This is a genomic window from Bradyrhizobium sp. 27S5 (assembly GCF_037217225.1).
GTDB lineage: Bacteria > Pseudomonadota > Alphaproteobacteria > Rhizobiales > Xanthobacteraceae > Bradyrhizobium > Bradyrhizobium septentrionale.
Window position 1 is genome coordinate 5,480,928 of sequence record NZ_CP147714.1, and the last position, 14,110, is coordinate 5,495,037.

The 14,110-nt window shown below is 61.1% G+C and carries 17 protein-coding genes and 2 tRNA genes; 11 read left to right on the forward strand and 8 right to left on the reverse strand.

The features are described from left to right. Positions 1-10: 10 nt before the first annotated feature. Complete coding sequence (locus WDM24_RS25800; RefSeq protein WP_338827635.1) at positions 11-781, reverse strand: hypothetical protein; 771 nt, start codon at positions 779-781, stop codon at positions 11-13. Here WDM24_RS25800 and WDM24_RS25805 point away from each other — a divergent pair. After that, entirely contained in the window at positions 780-1,016 is a 237-nt protein-coding gene (locus tag WDM24_RS25805) for a hypothetical protein (RefSeq protein WP_338690410.1), read from the forward strand. The two genes, WDM24_RS25800 and WDM24_RS25805, sit on opposite strands and share 2 nt — an antisense overlap. 302 nt (positions 1,017-1,318) lie before the next feature. Here the strand turns inward: WDM24_RS25805 and WDM24_RS25810 are convergent, their stop codons facing one another. Continuing rightward, a complete protein-coding gene (locus WDM24_RS25810) occupies positions 1,319-1,585 on the reverse strand; it encodes a DUF3892 domain-containing protein (RefSeq protein WP_338827637.1) in 267 nt (88 codons plus the stop codon). 1,435 nt (positions 1,586-3,020) lie between these two features. Between WDM24_RS25810 and WDM24_RS25815 the strand changes: the two genes are divergently transcribed. Next, complete coding sequence (locus tag WDM24_RS25815; protein ID WP_338827639.1) at positions 3,021-3,251, forward strand: hypothetical protein; 231 nt, start codon at positions 3,021-3,023, stop codon at positions 3,249-3,251. A 383-nt stretch (positions 3,252-3,634) separates the two neighbouring features. Here WDM24_RS25815 and WDM24_RS25820 read toward each other — a convergent pair whose 3' ends face one another. Further along, positions 3,635-3,853 (reverse strand): hypothetical protein, encoded by a 219-nt coding sequence (locus tag WDM24_RS25820; RefSeq protein ID WP_338827640.1) that lies wholly within the window; start codon positions 3,851-3,853, stop codon positions 3,635-3,637. Positions 3,854-4,239: 386 nt separating this feature from the next. Here WDM24_RS25820 and WDM24_RS25825 point away from each other — a divergent pair, with 386 nt between their 5' ends. Further along, complete coding sequence (locus tag WDM24_RS25825) at positions 4,240-4,641, forward strand: hypothetical protein (RefSeq protein ID WP_338827642.1); 402 nt, start codon at positions 4,240-4,242, stop codon at positions 4,639-4,641. Then, positions 4,638-5,156, forward strand: a complete 519-nt coding sequence (locus tag WDM24_RS25830) for a twin-arginine translocation signal domain-containing protein (protein ID WP_338827644.1) — start codon at positions 4,638-4,640, stop codon at positions 5,154-5,156. The genes WDM24_RS25825 and WDM24_RS25830 overlap by 4 nt, the downstream gene beginning before the upstream one ends. A gap of 319 nt (positions 5,157-5,475) precedes the next feature. Here WDM24_RS25830 and WDM24_RS25835 read toward each other — a convergent pair. Continuing rightward, positions 5,476-5,561, reverse strand: a tRNA-Tyr gene (locus WDM24_RS25835). 310 nt (positions 5,562-5,871) lie between these two features. Between WDM24_RS25835 and rlmB the strand changes: the two genes are divergently transcribed. After that, positions 5,872-6,696, forward strand: coding sequence for a 23S rRNA (guanosine(2251)-2'-O)-methyltransferase RlmB (rlmB, locus tag WDM24_RS25840; RefSeq protein ID WP_166297572.1), 825 nt, complete (start codon positions 5,872-5,874; stop codon positions 6,694-6,696). A gap of 58 nt (positions 6,697-6,754) precedes the next feature. Here the strand turns inward: rlmB and WDM24_RS25845 are convergent, their stop codons facing one another. The 4 genes from WDM24_RS25845 to WDM24_RS25860 all read right to left on the reverse strand — a co-directional run bounded on the left by WDM24_RS25845 (position 6,755) and on the right by WDM24_RS25860 (position 8,957). Continuing rightward, entirely contained in the window at positions 6,755-7,162 is a 408-nt protein-coding gene (locus WDM24_RS25845) for a hypothetical protein (protein ID WP_175619311.1), read from the reverse strand. A 78-nt stretch (positions 7,163-7,240) separates the two neighbouring features. After that, a complete protein-coding gene (locus tag WDM24_RS25850; RefSeq protein WP_338827647.1) occupies positions 7,241-7,714 on the reverse strand; it encodes a hypothetical protein in 474 nt (157 codons plus the stop codon). Between the two features lie 161 nt (positions 7,715-7,875). Then, a complete protein-coding gene (locus WDM24_RS25855) occupies positions 7,876-8,571 on the reverse strand; it encodes an urease accessory protein (protein WP_338690179.1) in 696 nt (231 codons plus the stop codon). Positions 8,572-8,642: 71 nt separating this feature from the next. After that, positions 8,643-8,957 (reverse strand): dienelactone hydrolase family protein, encoded by a 315-nt coding sequence (locus tag WDM24_RS25860; protein ID WP_166297577.1) that lies wholly within the window; start codon positions 8,955-8,957, stop codon positions 8,643-8,645. 149 nt (positions 8,958-9,106) lie between these two features. Here WDM24_RS25860 and WDM24_RS25865 point away from each other — a divergent pair, with 149 nt between their 5' ends. The 6 genes from WDM24_RS25865 to WDM24_RS25890 all read left to right on the forward strand — a co-directional run bounded on the left by WDM24_RS25865 (position 9,107) and on the right by WDM24_RS25890 (position 14,002). Continuing rightward, positions 9,107-9,538, forward strand: a complete 432-nt coding sequence (locus WDM24_RS25865; RefSeq protein WP_166297579.1) for a hypothetical protein — start codon at positions 9,107-9,109, stop codon at positions 9,536-9,538. 172 nt (positions 9,539-9,710) lie between these two features. Then, a tRNA-Thr gene (locus WDM24_RS25870) sits at positions 9,711-9,785 on the forward strand. 471 nt (positions 9,786-10,256) lie between these two features. Then, entirely contained in the window at positions 10,257-10,406 is a 150-nt protein-coding gene (locus tag WDM24_RS25875; protein ID WP_166297581.1) for a hypothetical protein, read from the forward strand. A 2,681-nt stretch (positions 10,407-13,087) separates the two neighbouring features. Then, positions 13,088-13,381, forward strand: coding sequence for a hypothetical protein (locus WDM24_RS25880; protein ID WP_166297587.1), 294 nt, complete (start codon positions 13,088-13,090; stop codon positions 13,379-13,381). A gap of 175 nt (positions 13,382-13,556) precedes the next feature. Beyond that, positions 13,557-13,745: a hypothetical protein gene (locus WDM24_RS25885; protein ID WP_166297589.1), complete on the forward strand. Its 189-nt coding sequence runs from the start codon at positions 13,557-13,559 to the stop codon at positions 13,743-13,745. A gap of 71 nt (positions 13,746-13,816) precedes the next feature. Then, on the forward strand, positions 13,817-14,002 hold the full coding sequence (locus WDM24_RS25890; RefSeq protein WP_338690186.1) for a hypothetical protein: 186 nt from the start codon (positions 13,817-13,819) through the stop codon (positions 14,000-14,002). Positions 14,003-14,110: the final 108 nt, after the last annotated feature.

A 14,110-nucleotide genomic window follows, 5' to 3' on the forward strand; every position in this document is an offset into this window, starting at 1 on the left:
GCCATTCTCATCAATCTGGTTCTGGACCGTCATATCCGGATGGTGGCCGCACGGTTCGCCATCGAGCTGCGATCTCGTCGCAGGCGTCCGCAACGTTCCGGAGCTTCTTCACGAAGCTTCCCGGCGGCTTATGTGCAATTCCGCCGAACACGTCTACCGCAAAGCAAAGAGTGGGATCGGCATCTCCCATGCCTTCGAGGAAGCGGCCAGCATACGTGTGTAGCAGCCCCGCGATAATCTTCGACCGTTCAAGTCGCGCGTTTGTGGATGTCTCGCCCTTGGAGAACAAGAGAACGGCCCCGCCAACGGCCTTCTTGCCCCCGACGGGTTGCCGATGAATGGTGAAGTCAAGGGAGACGCTGATTCTTGTCGGCCAAAGATCAAGAAGGGCCTGGCGGCCATGCACCGGACGACAATCAAGCTTGCTGAATCCAAGCTTGTTGTAGTGGCGCTGGAATGCTTCGATTGCTTCAATCGAGCCGCGACTATCGCGCTTCATCCAAGTGGATGCACCCGGCTTCGCTTCCCGCTTTTCCAGAGCGACAACCGCGTCGGCTAGATGGCCGTAACTTCGCGTGCCGTCGCCAAGGAAATTAACGAGTCCTTCTCGCCCCATCCCGTACTGTGCGACGATGGATTTTTTAGGAAAGCGCGCATCGCGAATGATGCCAGTGCGTCGGGTCGAAGAAGTCGATGGGCTCAAATATTCGGCCATCTGATTGGCCGAGAGCTGCGGCGACGCTCGATACGAGAATTTCGGTTTATCTTCGGTGGGTGCCATGGATGATATCTTTCTAACCAAACGAATCGACAATCAAAGGTTGATATGTATATCACCTCTCCCCGCTAAGCTGTACAAAGAGGCTGGGGGTAAAGGCCTTGGCGGTGAATTTGGCTATTTCATCTACGAGACAAGCGTTGACCACCCTGAGGCTGGGATTGAGGTAATCGGTAAGGCCGCCTCTCTCGAAGCGGCCCTGAGGTTGTTTGAGGTTATTGGCGGGGACGAGGGCTAACGTCCCTCCCTGAATTACCGTGAACTTTCGACGACGATCCGGAGGGGTTTCCGTAGGCAGCCCGGGGCCACAGAGAGCGCGGCGTCCACAAGCTGCGCAATGGTCCAAGCCTTGTCTGCGACGCCCAGCGCCTTCGCTGGCGTCGTGCGCAGGGGATTCATGAGCGCGGCAAAAGATTGTAGTGGCGGACGTGTACACAGCGCGACCGATGTCGGTTCTGTGACTCACTTCAAGGCTTGCCAACGGTCCGGACCGCCGCCCCCGTGTGACCACGACTTCAAGTCACATTACGACCACGCCGGTCACGAGCAATCCTGAAGACTCAGAAGATTATCGGGAAGAAAACGATCGTTCTCGGTCTTGAGGTACTCGCGACCATCGTGTTTTTTGACGATCACCTTGACTGTCTTGCCCTGCTCAGTGACATCGTAAGCGCTTTTGTCGTGTTTGACGTTTGCAATGGCTGTTTCTTCCGAGTCTTGCCATCCTGAAACACCGACTGCTTGAATACGCCGATGGCGGTCTTGATGGATAGGCAGCCTGGTAATGCAGGTAATCCGGCGAGTCATGGCTCACTCCTATTCGTCTCCCTCGGCAGAACGGCATCTCAGCAAATCCCCAATCAACCAAGTGAGGATACGGCGAGCAGCCTTACGGCCCGACGTGCGTCACTATTATCCCGACCAGCAGGACGGCGCTTAAGACCGCAAGGCCAATACAAATGCGAGCCGGGATTGAATAAGAACGGAAGTGTGGTTGTTCGAATATGCCACGCACCTCTGAGTTCTTTCTTTGGGCGTCGCGGGCTTCGGGATTGCGGCCTCTCACTGTCGCTTTAGCTCTCCCGCGTCGCGACAAGGTCTCGTCTGAGAATGCCGACCCGTTTGTTCAGCGCGTGGCGCAACGCATTGCCCTCACATGCCGTCATCCTGCCAGCAGACCGCTCGGACATACAATCCATCATGACCCGTTGAATCTCGACTAATGTCATACCTTCGATCTGGGCAATGCGCCTCTTAACTGCGGCGCGCATGTGAGTAGTCTTTTTAGGCATCGAACAGATTCCTGATGCTCCACGGGAGTTCCAGCCCGAAAGGCTAACGACGTTTGACGTACAGCATCAACATTGGATCGGCTCCTACCTACTCTAGGGGGGCAGCCGGCCGACGGCGTACCAGGCGCGCTCGTTGCCATAGCGACGTGCGTCATAGGTTCTTCATCTCGTCGCGTGAGACATCACAGCACGATGCTTTTTGGCGCCGGGGCCATGCGGCCCGCCCTAATAGCCGAGCGCAATCTGGGGTTTCACCGTGGGTGAACGAAAAGTTTTCGAGATGACGTAAGCCTGATGTCAGCTGGAAATGTTTAGATACACAAAGACTCCAACGGCCCCGGTTTCGTACCGCTCTGGGGCCGTTTTTTTTTGATGGTGGCCGCAAATGGGAAAGACCCCGCCACGCCGCCGCTGGGTATCCAGCACAGCCTCAAGAACAATGACGGGTAAGATGTGGGGAGCGGTTGGCGAGGCCAGCCAGCACGGGTGGCGTTTATCGGAGCCGGATTAAATCAAAGGGCCACCCAACCGAGGCGGCCCTGAAAAACCTAAAAGCGCTAAGCGGCGAGAGGCCGATCTACCAAACTGGTCGGCATCTGACCCAGATGTTACTGGCGCGGGGCGTGAAAACCCCCGATCTGTCTCCTCAGGTCTTACTGAGGGCGGGCCATATAGGACCCCATCACATGAGCCGGTTAGGGCCTGGCCCTATCGTTCGGGTCTTTCGCCTTCCCCCGTTTAATGGGAGCAGAACGCGAGATATTTGCACAAGGGGCAGCTCCAAACCTACGCAGGACCGTCAATCGCGTCCAAACCGTGAACGGCGGCACGATTATTTGAGGTAGCCTTGACACGGGCCGGTCGAAAGAGAATCTTAACCCGATTACAACTGAACCGGGAACAAACTCGCTTCGACTGACCTTTTAATAAGTCACTCGGTGAGGCCTGCCATGGATATTAATATGTCATTGGAATATATGGCGATTGTGCCTCTCGCGGCTGGTGCCGCCCTCGCCGCCGCAAACCTTACCGTTATCGTCGCTCGTATCCTGCACAAGGACAAACTTGTTCGACGGGTGATCGAATCGTTCTCTGGCGTGATTTGGATTTTCCGCCTTGGGGGAGGCAGCGGCAGGAGCGTGAACAATCACGCTCGGCCGCACATAAATGGCGGCACCTGAGCCTCTGACAGCTTATTGCATCGGAGTTCTTGGCAGTCTCGCGATTGAGGTCGCGGCGGCGGTAAAACTTTCGTCTGAACAAGGCGGTCATTGTCCGCCGATTTACAAAAAGCCGTTCTACGTGCTTGCTCGCCTAGGATTCGCATTTATCGGGGCCGGCTCTTTGCCTGTGATGATGGATGCGGCGTCTCTTTGGAGTGCATTCTACCTTGGGATCAGTGCGCCGGTCGTTTTCGATCGCCTCGCGCGCGGCCTCCAGCCCGATAAGGCCTAATCCGCAATATGTCGCTGCCAGTACCCGGTGAAGTCTAACGACTTGCCGCGCTTCAAGGTTAGCGCGGCAATTCCCGCTTTTTGGCCCGCAATCCTATTGGGTCCCGATCTCACGCCGACGATTTCGTGGCGGTGAGCCAAGAAAGATCCGGCAGAGTTGGCAACTGGGGACTCGGCTCGAGACTCGGCTCCGTGGCCGGTTCGTCCTGGCCCTTCGCCTGGTGTCGGCGGCTGATCACAAGGCCAATGAGGCCGACGACTACCAGCACGGCTCCTGCGAGAATGAGCCAGTGCGGTAATTGCAGCCATCCTGTCGCGGTCTTGATCATATCCGCCTACTTCTTCACCTTCAGCCCGATCTCGACCACCATCTCAAGCATGGCCCGCAAAGCTTCTGGTCGCGTCATGGGTTCGGATTGTCGCGCTATCCAGCTATCAAGGGCGGCCAGGTCGTCAGGCTGTAGCCGAACGCCAACCAGCGTGCCTTTTCCCGTCGGCGGCGGCCCCCGACGTTTCTTTGTTATCACGGTTTGACGCTTCATAGAAACTGTGTTATCACAAAAGCGAGCCGAAGGGAAGATTGCACCTTCCGCCCCGGCTCTTGATCCACAGCACGGAGTGACCCATGCCAAAGACCCAAGCCACCACTAGCACATCGAGACGGCGGTTTCTCGCCGGTACCGCCGTCGCGGCCGCCCTAGCCGGGGCTCCCGCGATGGCCGTCGCCGCACAGCAGACCGATCCCATATTCGCTCTGATCGAGGCGCACCGCGCGACCGCCAAGGCATACTGCGATGCCACGGCCGAATACTGCCGGCGGGAGCAGATCCTGGTCGACGAGGGTATTGGCCGTTGCCACAGCCGCGCAGCGCTCAGGCTCGAGCGGCGTGCAGATGTCTTAGGCGACGCTGAGGACATCATGGATGCGGCGGGCGATGCTGCCTCTGAGGCTCTCGACAAGCTTCTGTCGGCGACGCCGGCGACGCCAGCAGGCCTTCTCGCACTGATCACCTACCTCGTTGAGGAAACCGAGGACGTCAATTTTTATCTCCGGGGCGAGCACCGGATTGAGACGTTGCTTTTTTCGATCCAGGACGCACTCAGGGGGCAGGCATGAGCACCGCAACCCGCCGGGGCTTTCTTGCAGGGGCCGCAGCAACGGCTTTGGCTGGCGCACCCGCGCTTTCGGCCGAGCCCCCCGTGGATCCGGCTCTGGACGCCATCACCAAGCATCGGCAAGCCTTTGCCGACCTCTTGGCGGCGATCACCGCTACCGACAACACCGATCCCCACACGGACGCACGTTCCGACGCGGAAGATCGCCAAACCGAGGCCTGCAGTCATGAGACTGATATGGCTTGGGAACTGGCAGGCACGACACCGACGACAACCGCCGGCATCGCCGCCATGTTGGAATATGTCAACCGGTACGAGACCGCCGGCGAAGAGTGGCCAAACGTCCACGACTGCACCGGTCCTGGGAGCTGGCACTTCAAGCTGAGGCAAACCATGGCTCGGGCTGCGGCCAAGCTGAGTGGGGCTGCGGGTTTCGAGCAGGCCGACGCCGGGGACGAGCGCCGTTCGGACTTGGTTTCCGTCGCGGCCATCCCTTACCGCGGCACGGTTCAATGACGATGCGGATGGCCGGGTGAGGCCCGGTCATCCAGCCTCCGGGCAATGTTGGTATCGGCGTTGGTATCGAAATCGACATGACAAAATTTCATCGAATATCATCCCGAGCGCTGGGGAGAGCTGCGTACACAAGAATGCTGGGTTCGCATCCCCGGGAAGCACAGGGACATTGACGCGGCTTGGGACGCTTTCGAGGACATGCGAGCGACGCGACATTGACAGCCTGCCCCCGTGTGCGCGGCAGTTACCCCACAAGTTACCCTCAGCGAGGGTTGAGGTATCAAGCGACAGCCGAATTAAAGTAAGTGGCTGAATTTATTGGTGGGGGAGGCAGGACTCGAACCTGCGAAGCCATGAGGCGGCTGATTTACAGTCAGCTCCCTTTGCCACTCGGGACACTCCCCCGTCCAACAGCATCAGAACCGGCCGCGCGAGTGGCGGCGGACCGGGTCATCGAAATGACGCTGATAACCGGCCGACCCGAAGCGGGTGCGCGGTCGGGCGCGTTTATGGGCGAAGGCGGTCCCCAAAGTCAACCAAGCCGGCCGCCTATTTGGCATACTTTTGCGGGCTGGCGAGATCTCTGTTCCAAACCGGCAAATGCGGGGGCTAGATTCTTGTTTTTGACGCGTTTTCTTCACGCGAACCGGTCCCCACTTCGCTCGAAAACGCTGTGTAAATTGCCAATATTCGGGAGCCGTGACACAAGCCTCACATGAGCGATCGCGACCGCAAACCCAATTTCCGAGGCAAGGGCGGTAAACCCTTCCAAAAAGGGCCAAAATTCGCCCGTCCGCCGGCCTGGCGGGACCGCGAATCCGGTTCCGACGGGCCGGTGATTCTGTATGGCTGGCACACGGTGGCGGCGGCCCTGGCCAACCCGGACCGCCAGATCCGCAAGCTTTACCTCACCGAGAACGCGGCAAGACGGCTCGCCGAGGAAAACATCGCGACCCGCGTCACCCCGGAGATCGTCCGTCCCGGCGACATCGACCGGCGCCTCACCCCGGATGCCGTGCATCAGGGTCTGCTGGCTGAGGCCGATCCCCTGCCCTCGCCCGATATCGACACGCTGGCGCTGGAGGGCATCGTGCTGGTGCTCGACCAGATCACCGACCCGCACAATGTCGGCGCTATCCTGCGCTCGGCCGCGGCATTCGCGGTCAAGGCGATCGTCACCACCGCCCGCCACAGCCCGGAGGCGACGGGCGTGCTGGCGAAATCCGCCTCCGGCGCGCTCGAGCTGGTGCCTGTTGTCACCGTGCAGAATCTGGCGCGCGCGCTGAACGAATTGAACGAGCGCGGCTTCCAGACCGTCGGCCTCGACAGCGAGGGCTCGGAGGATCTCGGCAAGGTTCAGCTGCAGGCGCCGCTCGCGCTGGTGCTCGGCGCCGAAGGCAAGGGCTTGCGGCAACTGACGCGCGAGACCTGCCGCGTCGTCGCCCGTCTTGACATGCCCGGCGAGATCAAGAGCCTCAACGTCTCGAACGCCGCCGTGCTCGCGCTCTATATCGGCGCCAGCCGGCTCGGGCTGATGTAATAGCAACGCCCGCTCGCGAGACGCGAACGGGCGCTGATGTCTTCGACAGATCGTCGGATCAGTAGTAGCGGCGCAGCACGCGGTGGCCGTAGTGATAGCCATAGTGCGACGACCGGTAGTGATGACGGTAGCCGTAGTGCCGGTAGCCGTAGTGGCGATAGCCATAGCCGTACGGGCGACCATAGCCCTCGCGATAATACGGACGCGGCGCCCAGTTGCCGGGACCGGTGTAGGTCGGGCCCTGGTTGACGTAATAGTACTGCTGCGCCGCGCTGGGATAGGCGGCATCCGGGTCGGGCAGACGTTCGACCGCGCCGTAACCGCCATAGCCATAGCCGCCGCAACCGCCGCAGCCGTAATTCACGACGGGCGCGGAATAGCCGCAAGGGTTGAAGCCGCACGCCATTGCGGGCGCGGTCACCATGACGGCCACGGCCGCAATCAGTCCTTTGATCATTTGACGCATTACTCTCTCCTGTGGGTCTCGTTGTCGTCGCGTAGCTCTTGATGGCTATGATGGGCCCCTGCTTGAGGGGCTCCTGATTTAGGGGCCTCTCGGTCGCAGTGGCCGCGGCACCGGTCCCGGAAGCCGCTGCGGCCCGTTGAATTGCGGCGCGTAGATCACCGGCGGCGGATCGACCGGCACATTGGATTGCGCCGGCAGCGGCGCGGAATGCGCCGACCATGATTCATGATAGCTCGCGGCCGGCTGCGGCAGGCGCCGGTTGGCCGGCGGCTCGATCTCGAGGCGGCCGTAACCCGGCATGCGGCCGAGGCTCGGATAATAGTGGCCGACATTCGGCACCGGATCGATCGGGCGGCCGCCATAGACGGTCGGCACCATCGAGTCGTTGCGGGCAAGGCCCATCGCGCTTTCGATCACCGCGTAGGAGGCGTCGACACCGTTGATGATGATGGGCACGCCCGGGCGCACGGGCACGACAATGTCGAAGCCGCCCCCGGCCAGCGCCGTCGAGGTCATCGCAGCCAATATCGCCAGCGCAAGACTTACGCGCATGTCACCCAGCGTCCCGAATTGTTCGATCCGCAGCCTAATCCAAGCCCTTGGCGGAAGGGTTAAGGACGCGGGCCAAACTTCCGGTAAGCCTAACGCGTAAGCATCGGCATCCGCTCAATGCGGCGATGCGGGATCAGAAATCGTTAACGGCCGCTGGCGGATCAGGTGAACGCATTCTCGACGATCGAATGGATCCCGATCGCGATCGTGACCGCGCCGACCGCGATTTGCAGCCCGCGATTGGCCCAGGTCAGCCAGCGCGCCGAGGCCGCGAGCGGCACCGCGATCACGCTCGACAGCACGCCCATGCCGATCATCGAGCCGACGCCGAACAGCGCGACATAGCCAAGCCCGATCACCGGGTTTGGGGCCTGCGACACCGTCAGTACCAGGAGCGCCGCGGAGCCCGCCATGCCGTGCATCAGGCCGACCAGGAGCGTGCGCCAGCGGAAACCGTGCGCGTGGCTGTGTGCGGCGCGGGCATGCGGCAAGATTTCGCCGGCGTGGCTGTGGGCGTGGAAATGCGCAGTGCCGTCGCCATGCGAATGGGTGTGGAAGTGCACGCGGTCGCGCCACAGCCGCCACCACAGATGCGCGCCGAGGCCGACCAGCATGACGCCGACCGCGGTCTCGATCGGCTGCGCGACCGTCTCGGGGATCGCCCGCCCGAGCAGGATCGCGGCACCGGCAAAGATGAACAATGTCAACGTGTGGCCGAGGCCCCAGGTCAGGCCGTGCTTGACGATGTCGCCGACATGGGTCCGGCGTGCCGCGATGCTCGAAACGGCTGCGATGTGATCGGGCTCCAGCGCGTGCTGCATGCCGAGCAGAAAGCCAAGACTCAAGATTCCGAACATCGATCCCCCGCGCCCGCGCCGTCACTGCAGATCAAACACCACATCGCTGATCTTGTCAGGCCAGCACCTGGTCAAACAAGCACTTCGTCAAACAGGCCTTGCATCGCCGCCCAGGAGCGGCGGTCGGCCCGCGCATCGTAGAGTGCCGATTTCATGATCGAGCCGTCGGCGGTCGGGTTGGTGAAGCCGTGCAGCGTGTTGCCGTAGCTGATCACCTGCCAGTCGGCAACCTTGCCGGCACGCATCTCGTTCTCGAAGGCCACCACCTGATCGGGCGGCGTCAGCGGATCGTCGGCCCCGGTCAGCACAAGCTCGGCGTCGTTGAAGGCGAGATAGCCACGCAGAGAGGCGTCGCCGCCAGCATAATCGACGTCGCGTGTGTGCATGCAGTGCTCGTCAAAGGCTGCGTGATCCGGAACGCATCATGCGCGAGCATTGCGGAACTTCACACTGGTTTGAACGCAGGGCAAGGCTGCGCCGGAACAGGCGCCGTGCAGCGAGATTAGCCCCTCACGACGACAAGAGGAGATATCGCATGACACAACTGAAGATCCTTGGACGCTTCCTTGGCGCAGCAGCCCTGCTCGCATCGGTCGTGGCGAGCCCCGCGATGGCGCAACAGACCATCGGCACCACCGCCCGCTGCTCGAATGCCTGGCCGGACGCCCGATGCGAGAGGATGGCGCCTGGCACCACCGCCACCACCACTCGCGACCGCACCTATCGGCGAGATCGCGACTGGCAGGGCAGCTACAACCGGTATGACCCCGGGCCTGCCGACGTCGCGGCCGGTGTGGTCGGCGGCGCGGTCGGCACGGCGGCTGCGATCGCCACCGCCCCGTTTGGCGGTCCGGAATACGCCCGCACCCCGATCGGCGGCGAGGAATATGCCCGGCAGAACGGCTTCGTCTGCACCCCCGGCACCTGGTTCCGCGGCAGCGACGGCCTCCGGCATCCCTGCCAGTAGCTCACGCAAGCCGCTGACGGCGCAAAAGGCGGCCTGCGGGCCGCCTTTTCCGTGCCCCTCCGCTCGAAGCGAAGGGATCGGTTCTGGCCTTCAGGTTCTGGACATCGGTTCTTCAGGTTCTGGCCCTGGCGCACCAAGTCTGCTATGCGAGCGCGCAAATCATTCCCATTTCGCCGGCTTAGCTCAGCGGTAGAGCAGCAGTTTTGTAAACTGAAGGTCGGGGGTTCAATCCCCTCAGCCGGCACCATTGGTTTGGCCGACATTCCGCTCTTATCCATTGGGGTGGACGAGATCGCCCGTGCGGCCTTTGGCGGTCCACCAGGACCGCCAATCAATCCGGCTGGCCGGTCATCACCGGGCTTCCAGCCGATGGGGCTCCCCGGCCTTCCACGACGCTATCGACAAACTCTCATGTCGGATTTCCGGGTTCAGATGGCGAAACACCGTATTTCCCCGGAATCCTAAAAGCCTGTTGAAAACTTTAATCTAACTGTTGCCGGGGCTAGCTTTTCATCCCGAACAAATTTTCAGACTAAACCGGCAAGGGGCCGCGCGTGGAGCGGCCCCTTTCGATTCTCCCAAGATGAGTAGCGAAGGTGGATCGTCCGTCCTTCCACTCTTTATCGCTGATGGTCTGGGTCTTGGCGGCCGCCCTGAGTGCGCTTGTGGCAGCCCACCATTGAAAGGCCGCCAACTGAGGCGGCCGGAGAGGCTTCAAATGCAACCGAAGGTCAAAGAGCGTATCTGCCCGGCCTGCAAAGGAACGGGCTTCCCGCCGGTTGAGCAGCCTGTTCACCCGGGCCACAAAATCTATCCGGTCAAATGCAAGACCTGCGACGGCAAGGGCAAGATCCCGGAGGACAAATGAGGCGGCCTTATTCCTGCGTCGGATAGAGCTCCTTCTTTCGAGCCTCCATCTCCCCAATCAAATCGAGGGCCGCTTCGGCTGCGCGCGCGTCTTGAATCCGGATCGCAGTGGTCCTTGCGCGCCTCACGTGCTGTATCTCCGCGTCGATCGCATTTGTCGCACATTGAACTGAAACAGCCCTCACTCGTCCCAGGTTCGTTCGCCGCACGTCCTGCTCTCAAACATGCGAACGTGTTTCCCGGTGCGAACGTTCAGCATGGTCCGGACCAAATCCTGTGGCTTGCCGCACCAACAGGCTTTGACCGGCTGCAGTTCGATCTCTTGGATTTTCTGCGCATTGCGCTCATGGACTTGCCCTCCAGCGAGGCGAATCCTTAAGTTACAAAGTGAACACTTGTTCCTGGAGCGAATGGCAGAATCCAGAACGGGCATGGAACGTTTTCGAAGTGGCGCTTCCTAACTCCGCTCACCTCATTGCGGGCGCTTCATCCGAGAAAGAGCCACGCAACGCTTGCGATCAGGGCCACGAAAGACACCGCCGCTGCGCAGACAAAGGCAGCCTCGATGCCGTCAATTGGGTGGTGGTTCGTGTGCATCGGCGCCCTCCTTAGATGGGCGCTCGTGGACCGGGGGACATCAGCCACTCGGTCAAATGAGCGGCAGTCTCGTCGTGCCGCGCCTTCCTCAGCAAGGCCTCTCGCTCTCTACATGGGGGAAGTTCTCTAGCCCGTTGGCGTAACACTTGGGCTTCTTGGGCAAGGCGTTCTTCAAGCGGGACAAGCTGCTTAACGCGGCGTCGTCGCTTCATGGCTCCTCTCTCCAAAGCTGACGTTGCTGCCCCGAAAACGGAATCAAAAGCGCGGGAGACAGAAAAGTTCCAGCGAACTTCGCGTCGCAGAAAGAGGTTTCCAACTGAGGCGGCCCAGACAAAGTAACGCCGCCCGTTTGAAATAAATACGGACGGCGTTTCCCTAGCCCCGAGAGGGTACGAACAAAATCCCGGATATTGCACTTTTCGAGTGCGATGACCTCTTTACTTGAGGAGCCTGTCTTTCTCCTTCTGTATGGCGGCAGCACTTCTGTTGATCTGTTTGCTCCAGAAGTGGTTCAGGGCGGTTTTAATTACCGTGTCGCTCTTGTTTGCCCATCGCCTGCGGAAATTAACTATTCTCTTCACGCCGATATCTGCATGGGATGGGTATCGACCCATCACGTCGGCGCTCGCAAACCCGGGGACCGCTGCCATTCGCCCAAGTGTGAGCCGGTTTCGGCCAGACGAGCCTTGCGGACTAGGCGCTGGCGCTCGATGCCTGGGGGAGTCCCCCGGGCCTCCTTGCGGAGCCGCTCTGCCTGGATGCCAAGCCGCTGTTCAAGTGATTGAGTGTGTATGAGATGTCGCTTCAAGGACATGGCACGCTCCATTCCGTTAGAGGAAGGCGGGAGCGCGATCGAGCGTTCTCATCACCGATATAAGCCACGGGTTCGGGCGGTGATGGATTTACTGTGTGCCTGTCTGGAGCGAATAGCGAGCTATTTATTTCAGGCTTATTGTCGCAACTCGCTGAATGATTGGCGCCCCAAGGAATGACGGCGCCGGAACGTTTGCTGTGGCTCGACGGTAGGCCGCCAACTGACGCAGCCTTACCCCGAGCGATCTGCCATCGCCTTATCGATTTCCACAGCCAGATTCCTAAAGTGGGCAGCGAGGCGTTCGTACAGTTCTCGCTTCTTCTGGTCTGTAGCGCTTCTGGCGATCTGGTCGGCATAGTCGGCTTCGGCGCGTAGTTTCTTTGCGCAGGCCTTCATCGGGAAGTGACCTCAGCTGACCGAGATCGTCCGCCGACCACGGCAGCCCCGCCAGCTCGCAGGAGAATACGGCAGCTCCGAGTTTGGGGACGCGAGCGTTGTCGCTGCAGGACTGGCCGGAGGATGGCTCTTCGACGCCGCCGCCGATGCAGTCCGCTCCTGCAAGTCTCTTGATGACCCCGTGAACGCCGACCGTCCTGCCGCCGTTGTTGCCTTCAAACCGAAGTGCCTGGGCATCGAGTCCTCCATCAAGATAGACTCGGCTTAAGCCGAGTTGTGTTGGACCAAGCCGAGCATTTATTTGCGGCTCAATCAAAGCGCCTTGCGGCTTACCCACAACGTACAGAGGAGGCCGTATTTTTCCGGTTGTCAGGCGGCGCTTCACATCACCGATCGCGCTGACGGCGCCCCACTGCAGCTACGCGCCGACCGACGCTGAGCCGTCATACGAAGCAATTACCTTCCGGCGATCCGCCTCACCGCGGCCATCTCAAGATTCCCGATTGCTGAGAAGGAGAACGCGAATGTGGAGATCAGCTTTGGCAATAGCCGTCATCGCCTGCATGATGTCGCGTGTCGCATCGGCGCAGGACATCTTCCTGCCGGACCCCCAGAAGATCGATTCCATGACGAGGAATTGTGTCTACAACAACGCGTTTTATTCCCAGGGAGCCCTCATCTGCCTCGGCGGAGGTCGCGGCCTCCAGTGCAGCAGCGGGAGTTGGATCCCCACGCAGGATCCCGCTGCCTGCAAGGACCAAGTCCCCACACCATCCCCGCGGTGACCTTTCGCCTTCCCGTCTCGCTACACCAGCCAGTTCGATTTCTCGGCCGCGTGCTGCGCATCGTCCTGTAAGCGGAAGCCGAAAGGCGCGATGGACAACGGCCAGCGCCACGCCGAATTGCAGGCATGCACCGCCAGGCAGAAAAAGACGAAGCAAGCATCGCGGCCTGCTGACGAAGCCGCTGCGGCTGGTCAGCTTGGCGCTGTCGAGCGTCAGTGCGCGTCGGGCAAATGCACCTGCTCCTACATCGCGTCGACCTGCAAGAGCTGGAATCGCACCCATGGCGGCGATCTCGCCGTCTGCGACAGCTACCGTCAGAGCTGTCTGCAGAGCGGCCGGTGGGACGACAGAAACCGCCATATCGAAACGGTGGTGAAGCGCTAGGCTCGATCGCCCTCCAGACCGGCCCTTGCCGGAGGGCCGGTTCGGAAACACCCGCGACGCCCTGCGCCTTGGCAGGAATCGTGGGATCATTCCCGTAGGATCACCCATCCTCCGCCTTGTTTCTGTCCTTGCGGCCCAGAATGGGGTATGCAGAATGCGGGATGGGACTCAGCCAATGACCTATTTGATCCTTGCCCGTGATGGCACCAGCCAGATCGTGCTGAAGCGCGACAGCGAAGATGCGGCCGAGAAGAAGGCGCGCGAGCTGAAGGAGATGGGCTGGTTCGAGGTCGAGGTCCGCGAGGACAAGGCGGGGCACGCAGCCCCGGCCGCGCTGACCGATCGCTCACAGACCCTTCAATAGCGCCTTCCCGTCAATGACGGCTTGATGAACCTTTGCCTGATGGCCCTTACACATATGTGAGGAGCCATCCCATGTCCGATACAGCACATTACCGCTTCCAGTCCGATCAGGCACGACGGCTGGCCCGCCAGGTCACCGACGCCACGGTCCGCCAGCAGCTGCTCGAAATGGCCGAGGAGTATGGCCGCTACGCCGACCTCATCGAGGCCCGCAGCACCGAACCAGCGCCGGCCGCCGCGGCCGCCGCCGCGCACTAGACTGAGCCCCACCCCGTCGCGATGCTGCGCCCGCCCGCCGGCTCGTCCCCTGATCAGCACGCCCAAGGCCTTCAGGTCCGCTCCTGACGCGCTCTCTGAGCGCCGCGC

Bases quoted from the DNA above. Each gene is read 5' to 3' on its own strand.
- WDM24_RS25890 (WP_338690186.1), top strand. From the start codon at position 13,817: ATGTCCGATACAGCACATTACCGCTTCCAGTCCGATCAGGCACGACGG.
- WDM24_RS25800 (WP_338827635.1), bottom strand. From the start codon at position 781: ATGGCACCCACCGAAGATAAACCGAAATTCTCGTATCGAGCGTCGCCG.
- WDM24_RS25830 (WP_338827644.1), top strand. From the start codon at position 4,638: ATGAGCACCGCAACCCGCCGGGGCTTTCTTGCAGGGGCCGCAGCAACG.
- WDM24_RS25865 (WP_166297579.1), top strand. From the start codon at position 9,107: ATGACACAACTGAAGATCCTTGGACGCTTCCTTGGCGCAGCAGCCCTG.
- WDM24_RS25810 (WP_338827637.1), bottom strand. From the start codon at position 1,585: ATGACTCGCCGGATTACCTGCATTACCAGGCTGCCTATCCATCAAGAC.
- WDM24_RS25845 (WP_175619311.1), bottom strand. From the start codon at position 7,162: ATGCGTCAAATGATCAAAGGACTGATTGCGGCCGTGGCCGTCATGGTG.
- WDM24_RS25805 (WP_338690410.1), top strand. From the start codon at position 780: ATGGATGATATCTTTCTAACCAAACGAATCGACAATCAAAGGTTGATA.
- WDM24_RS25880 (WP_166297587.1), top strand. From the start codon at position 13,088: ATGGACAACGGCCAGCGCCACGCCGAATTGCAGGCATGCACCGCCAGG.
- WDM24_RS25820 (WP_338827640.1), bottom strand. From the start codon at position 3,853: ATGATCAAGACCGCGACAGGATGGCTGCAATTACCGCACTGGCTCATT.
- WDM24_RS25860 (WP_166297577.1), bottom strand. From the start codon at position 8,957: ATGCACACACGCGACGTCGATTATGCTGGCGGCGACGCCTCTCTGCGT.
- WDM24_RS25855 (WP_338690179.1), bottom strand. From the start codon at position 8,571: ATGTTCGGAATCTTGAGTCTTGGCTTTCTGCTCGGCATGCAGCACGCG.
- WDM24_RS25850 (WP_338827647.1), bottom strand. From the start codon at position 7,714: ATGCGCGTAAGTCTTGCGCTGGCGATATTGGCTGCGATGACCTCGACG.
- WDM24_RS25875 (WP_166297581.1), top strand. From the start codon at position 10,257: ATGCAACCGAAGGTCAAAGAGCGTATCTGCCCGGCCTGCAAAGGAACG.
- WDM24_RS25885 (WP_166297589.1), top strand. From the start codon at position 13,557: ATGACCTATTTGATCCTTGCCCGTGATGGCACCAGCCAGATCGTGCTG.
- WDM24_RS25815 (WP_338827639.1), top strand. From the start codon at position 3,021: ATGGATATTAATATGTCATTGGAATATATGGCGATTGTGCCTCTCGCG.
- WDM24_RS25825 (WP_338827642.1), top strand. From the start codon at position 4,240: ATGGCCGTCGCCGCACAGCAGACCGATCCCATATTCGCTCTGATCGAG.
- rlmB (WP_166297572.1), top strand. From the start codon at position 5,872: ATGAGCGATCGCGACCGCAAACCCAATTTCCGAGGCAAGGGCGGTAAA.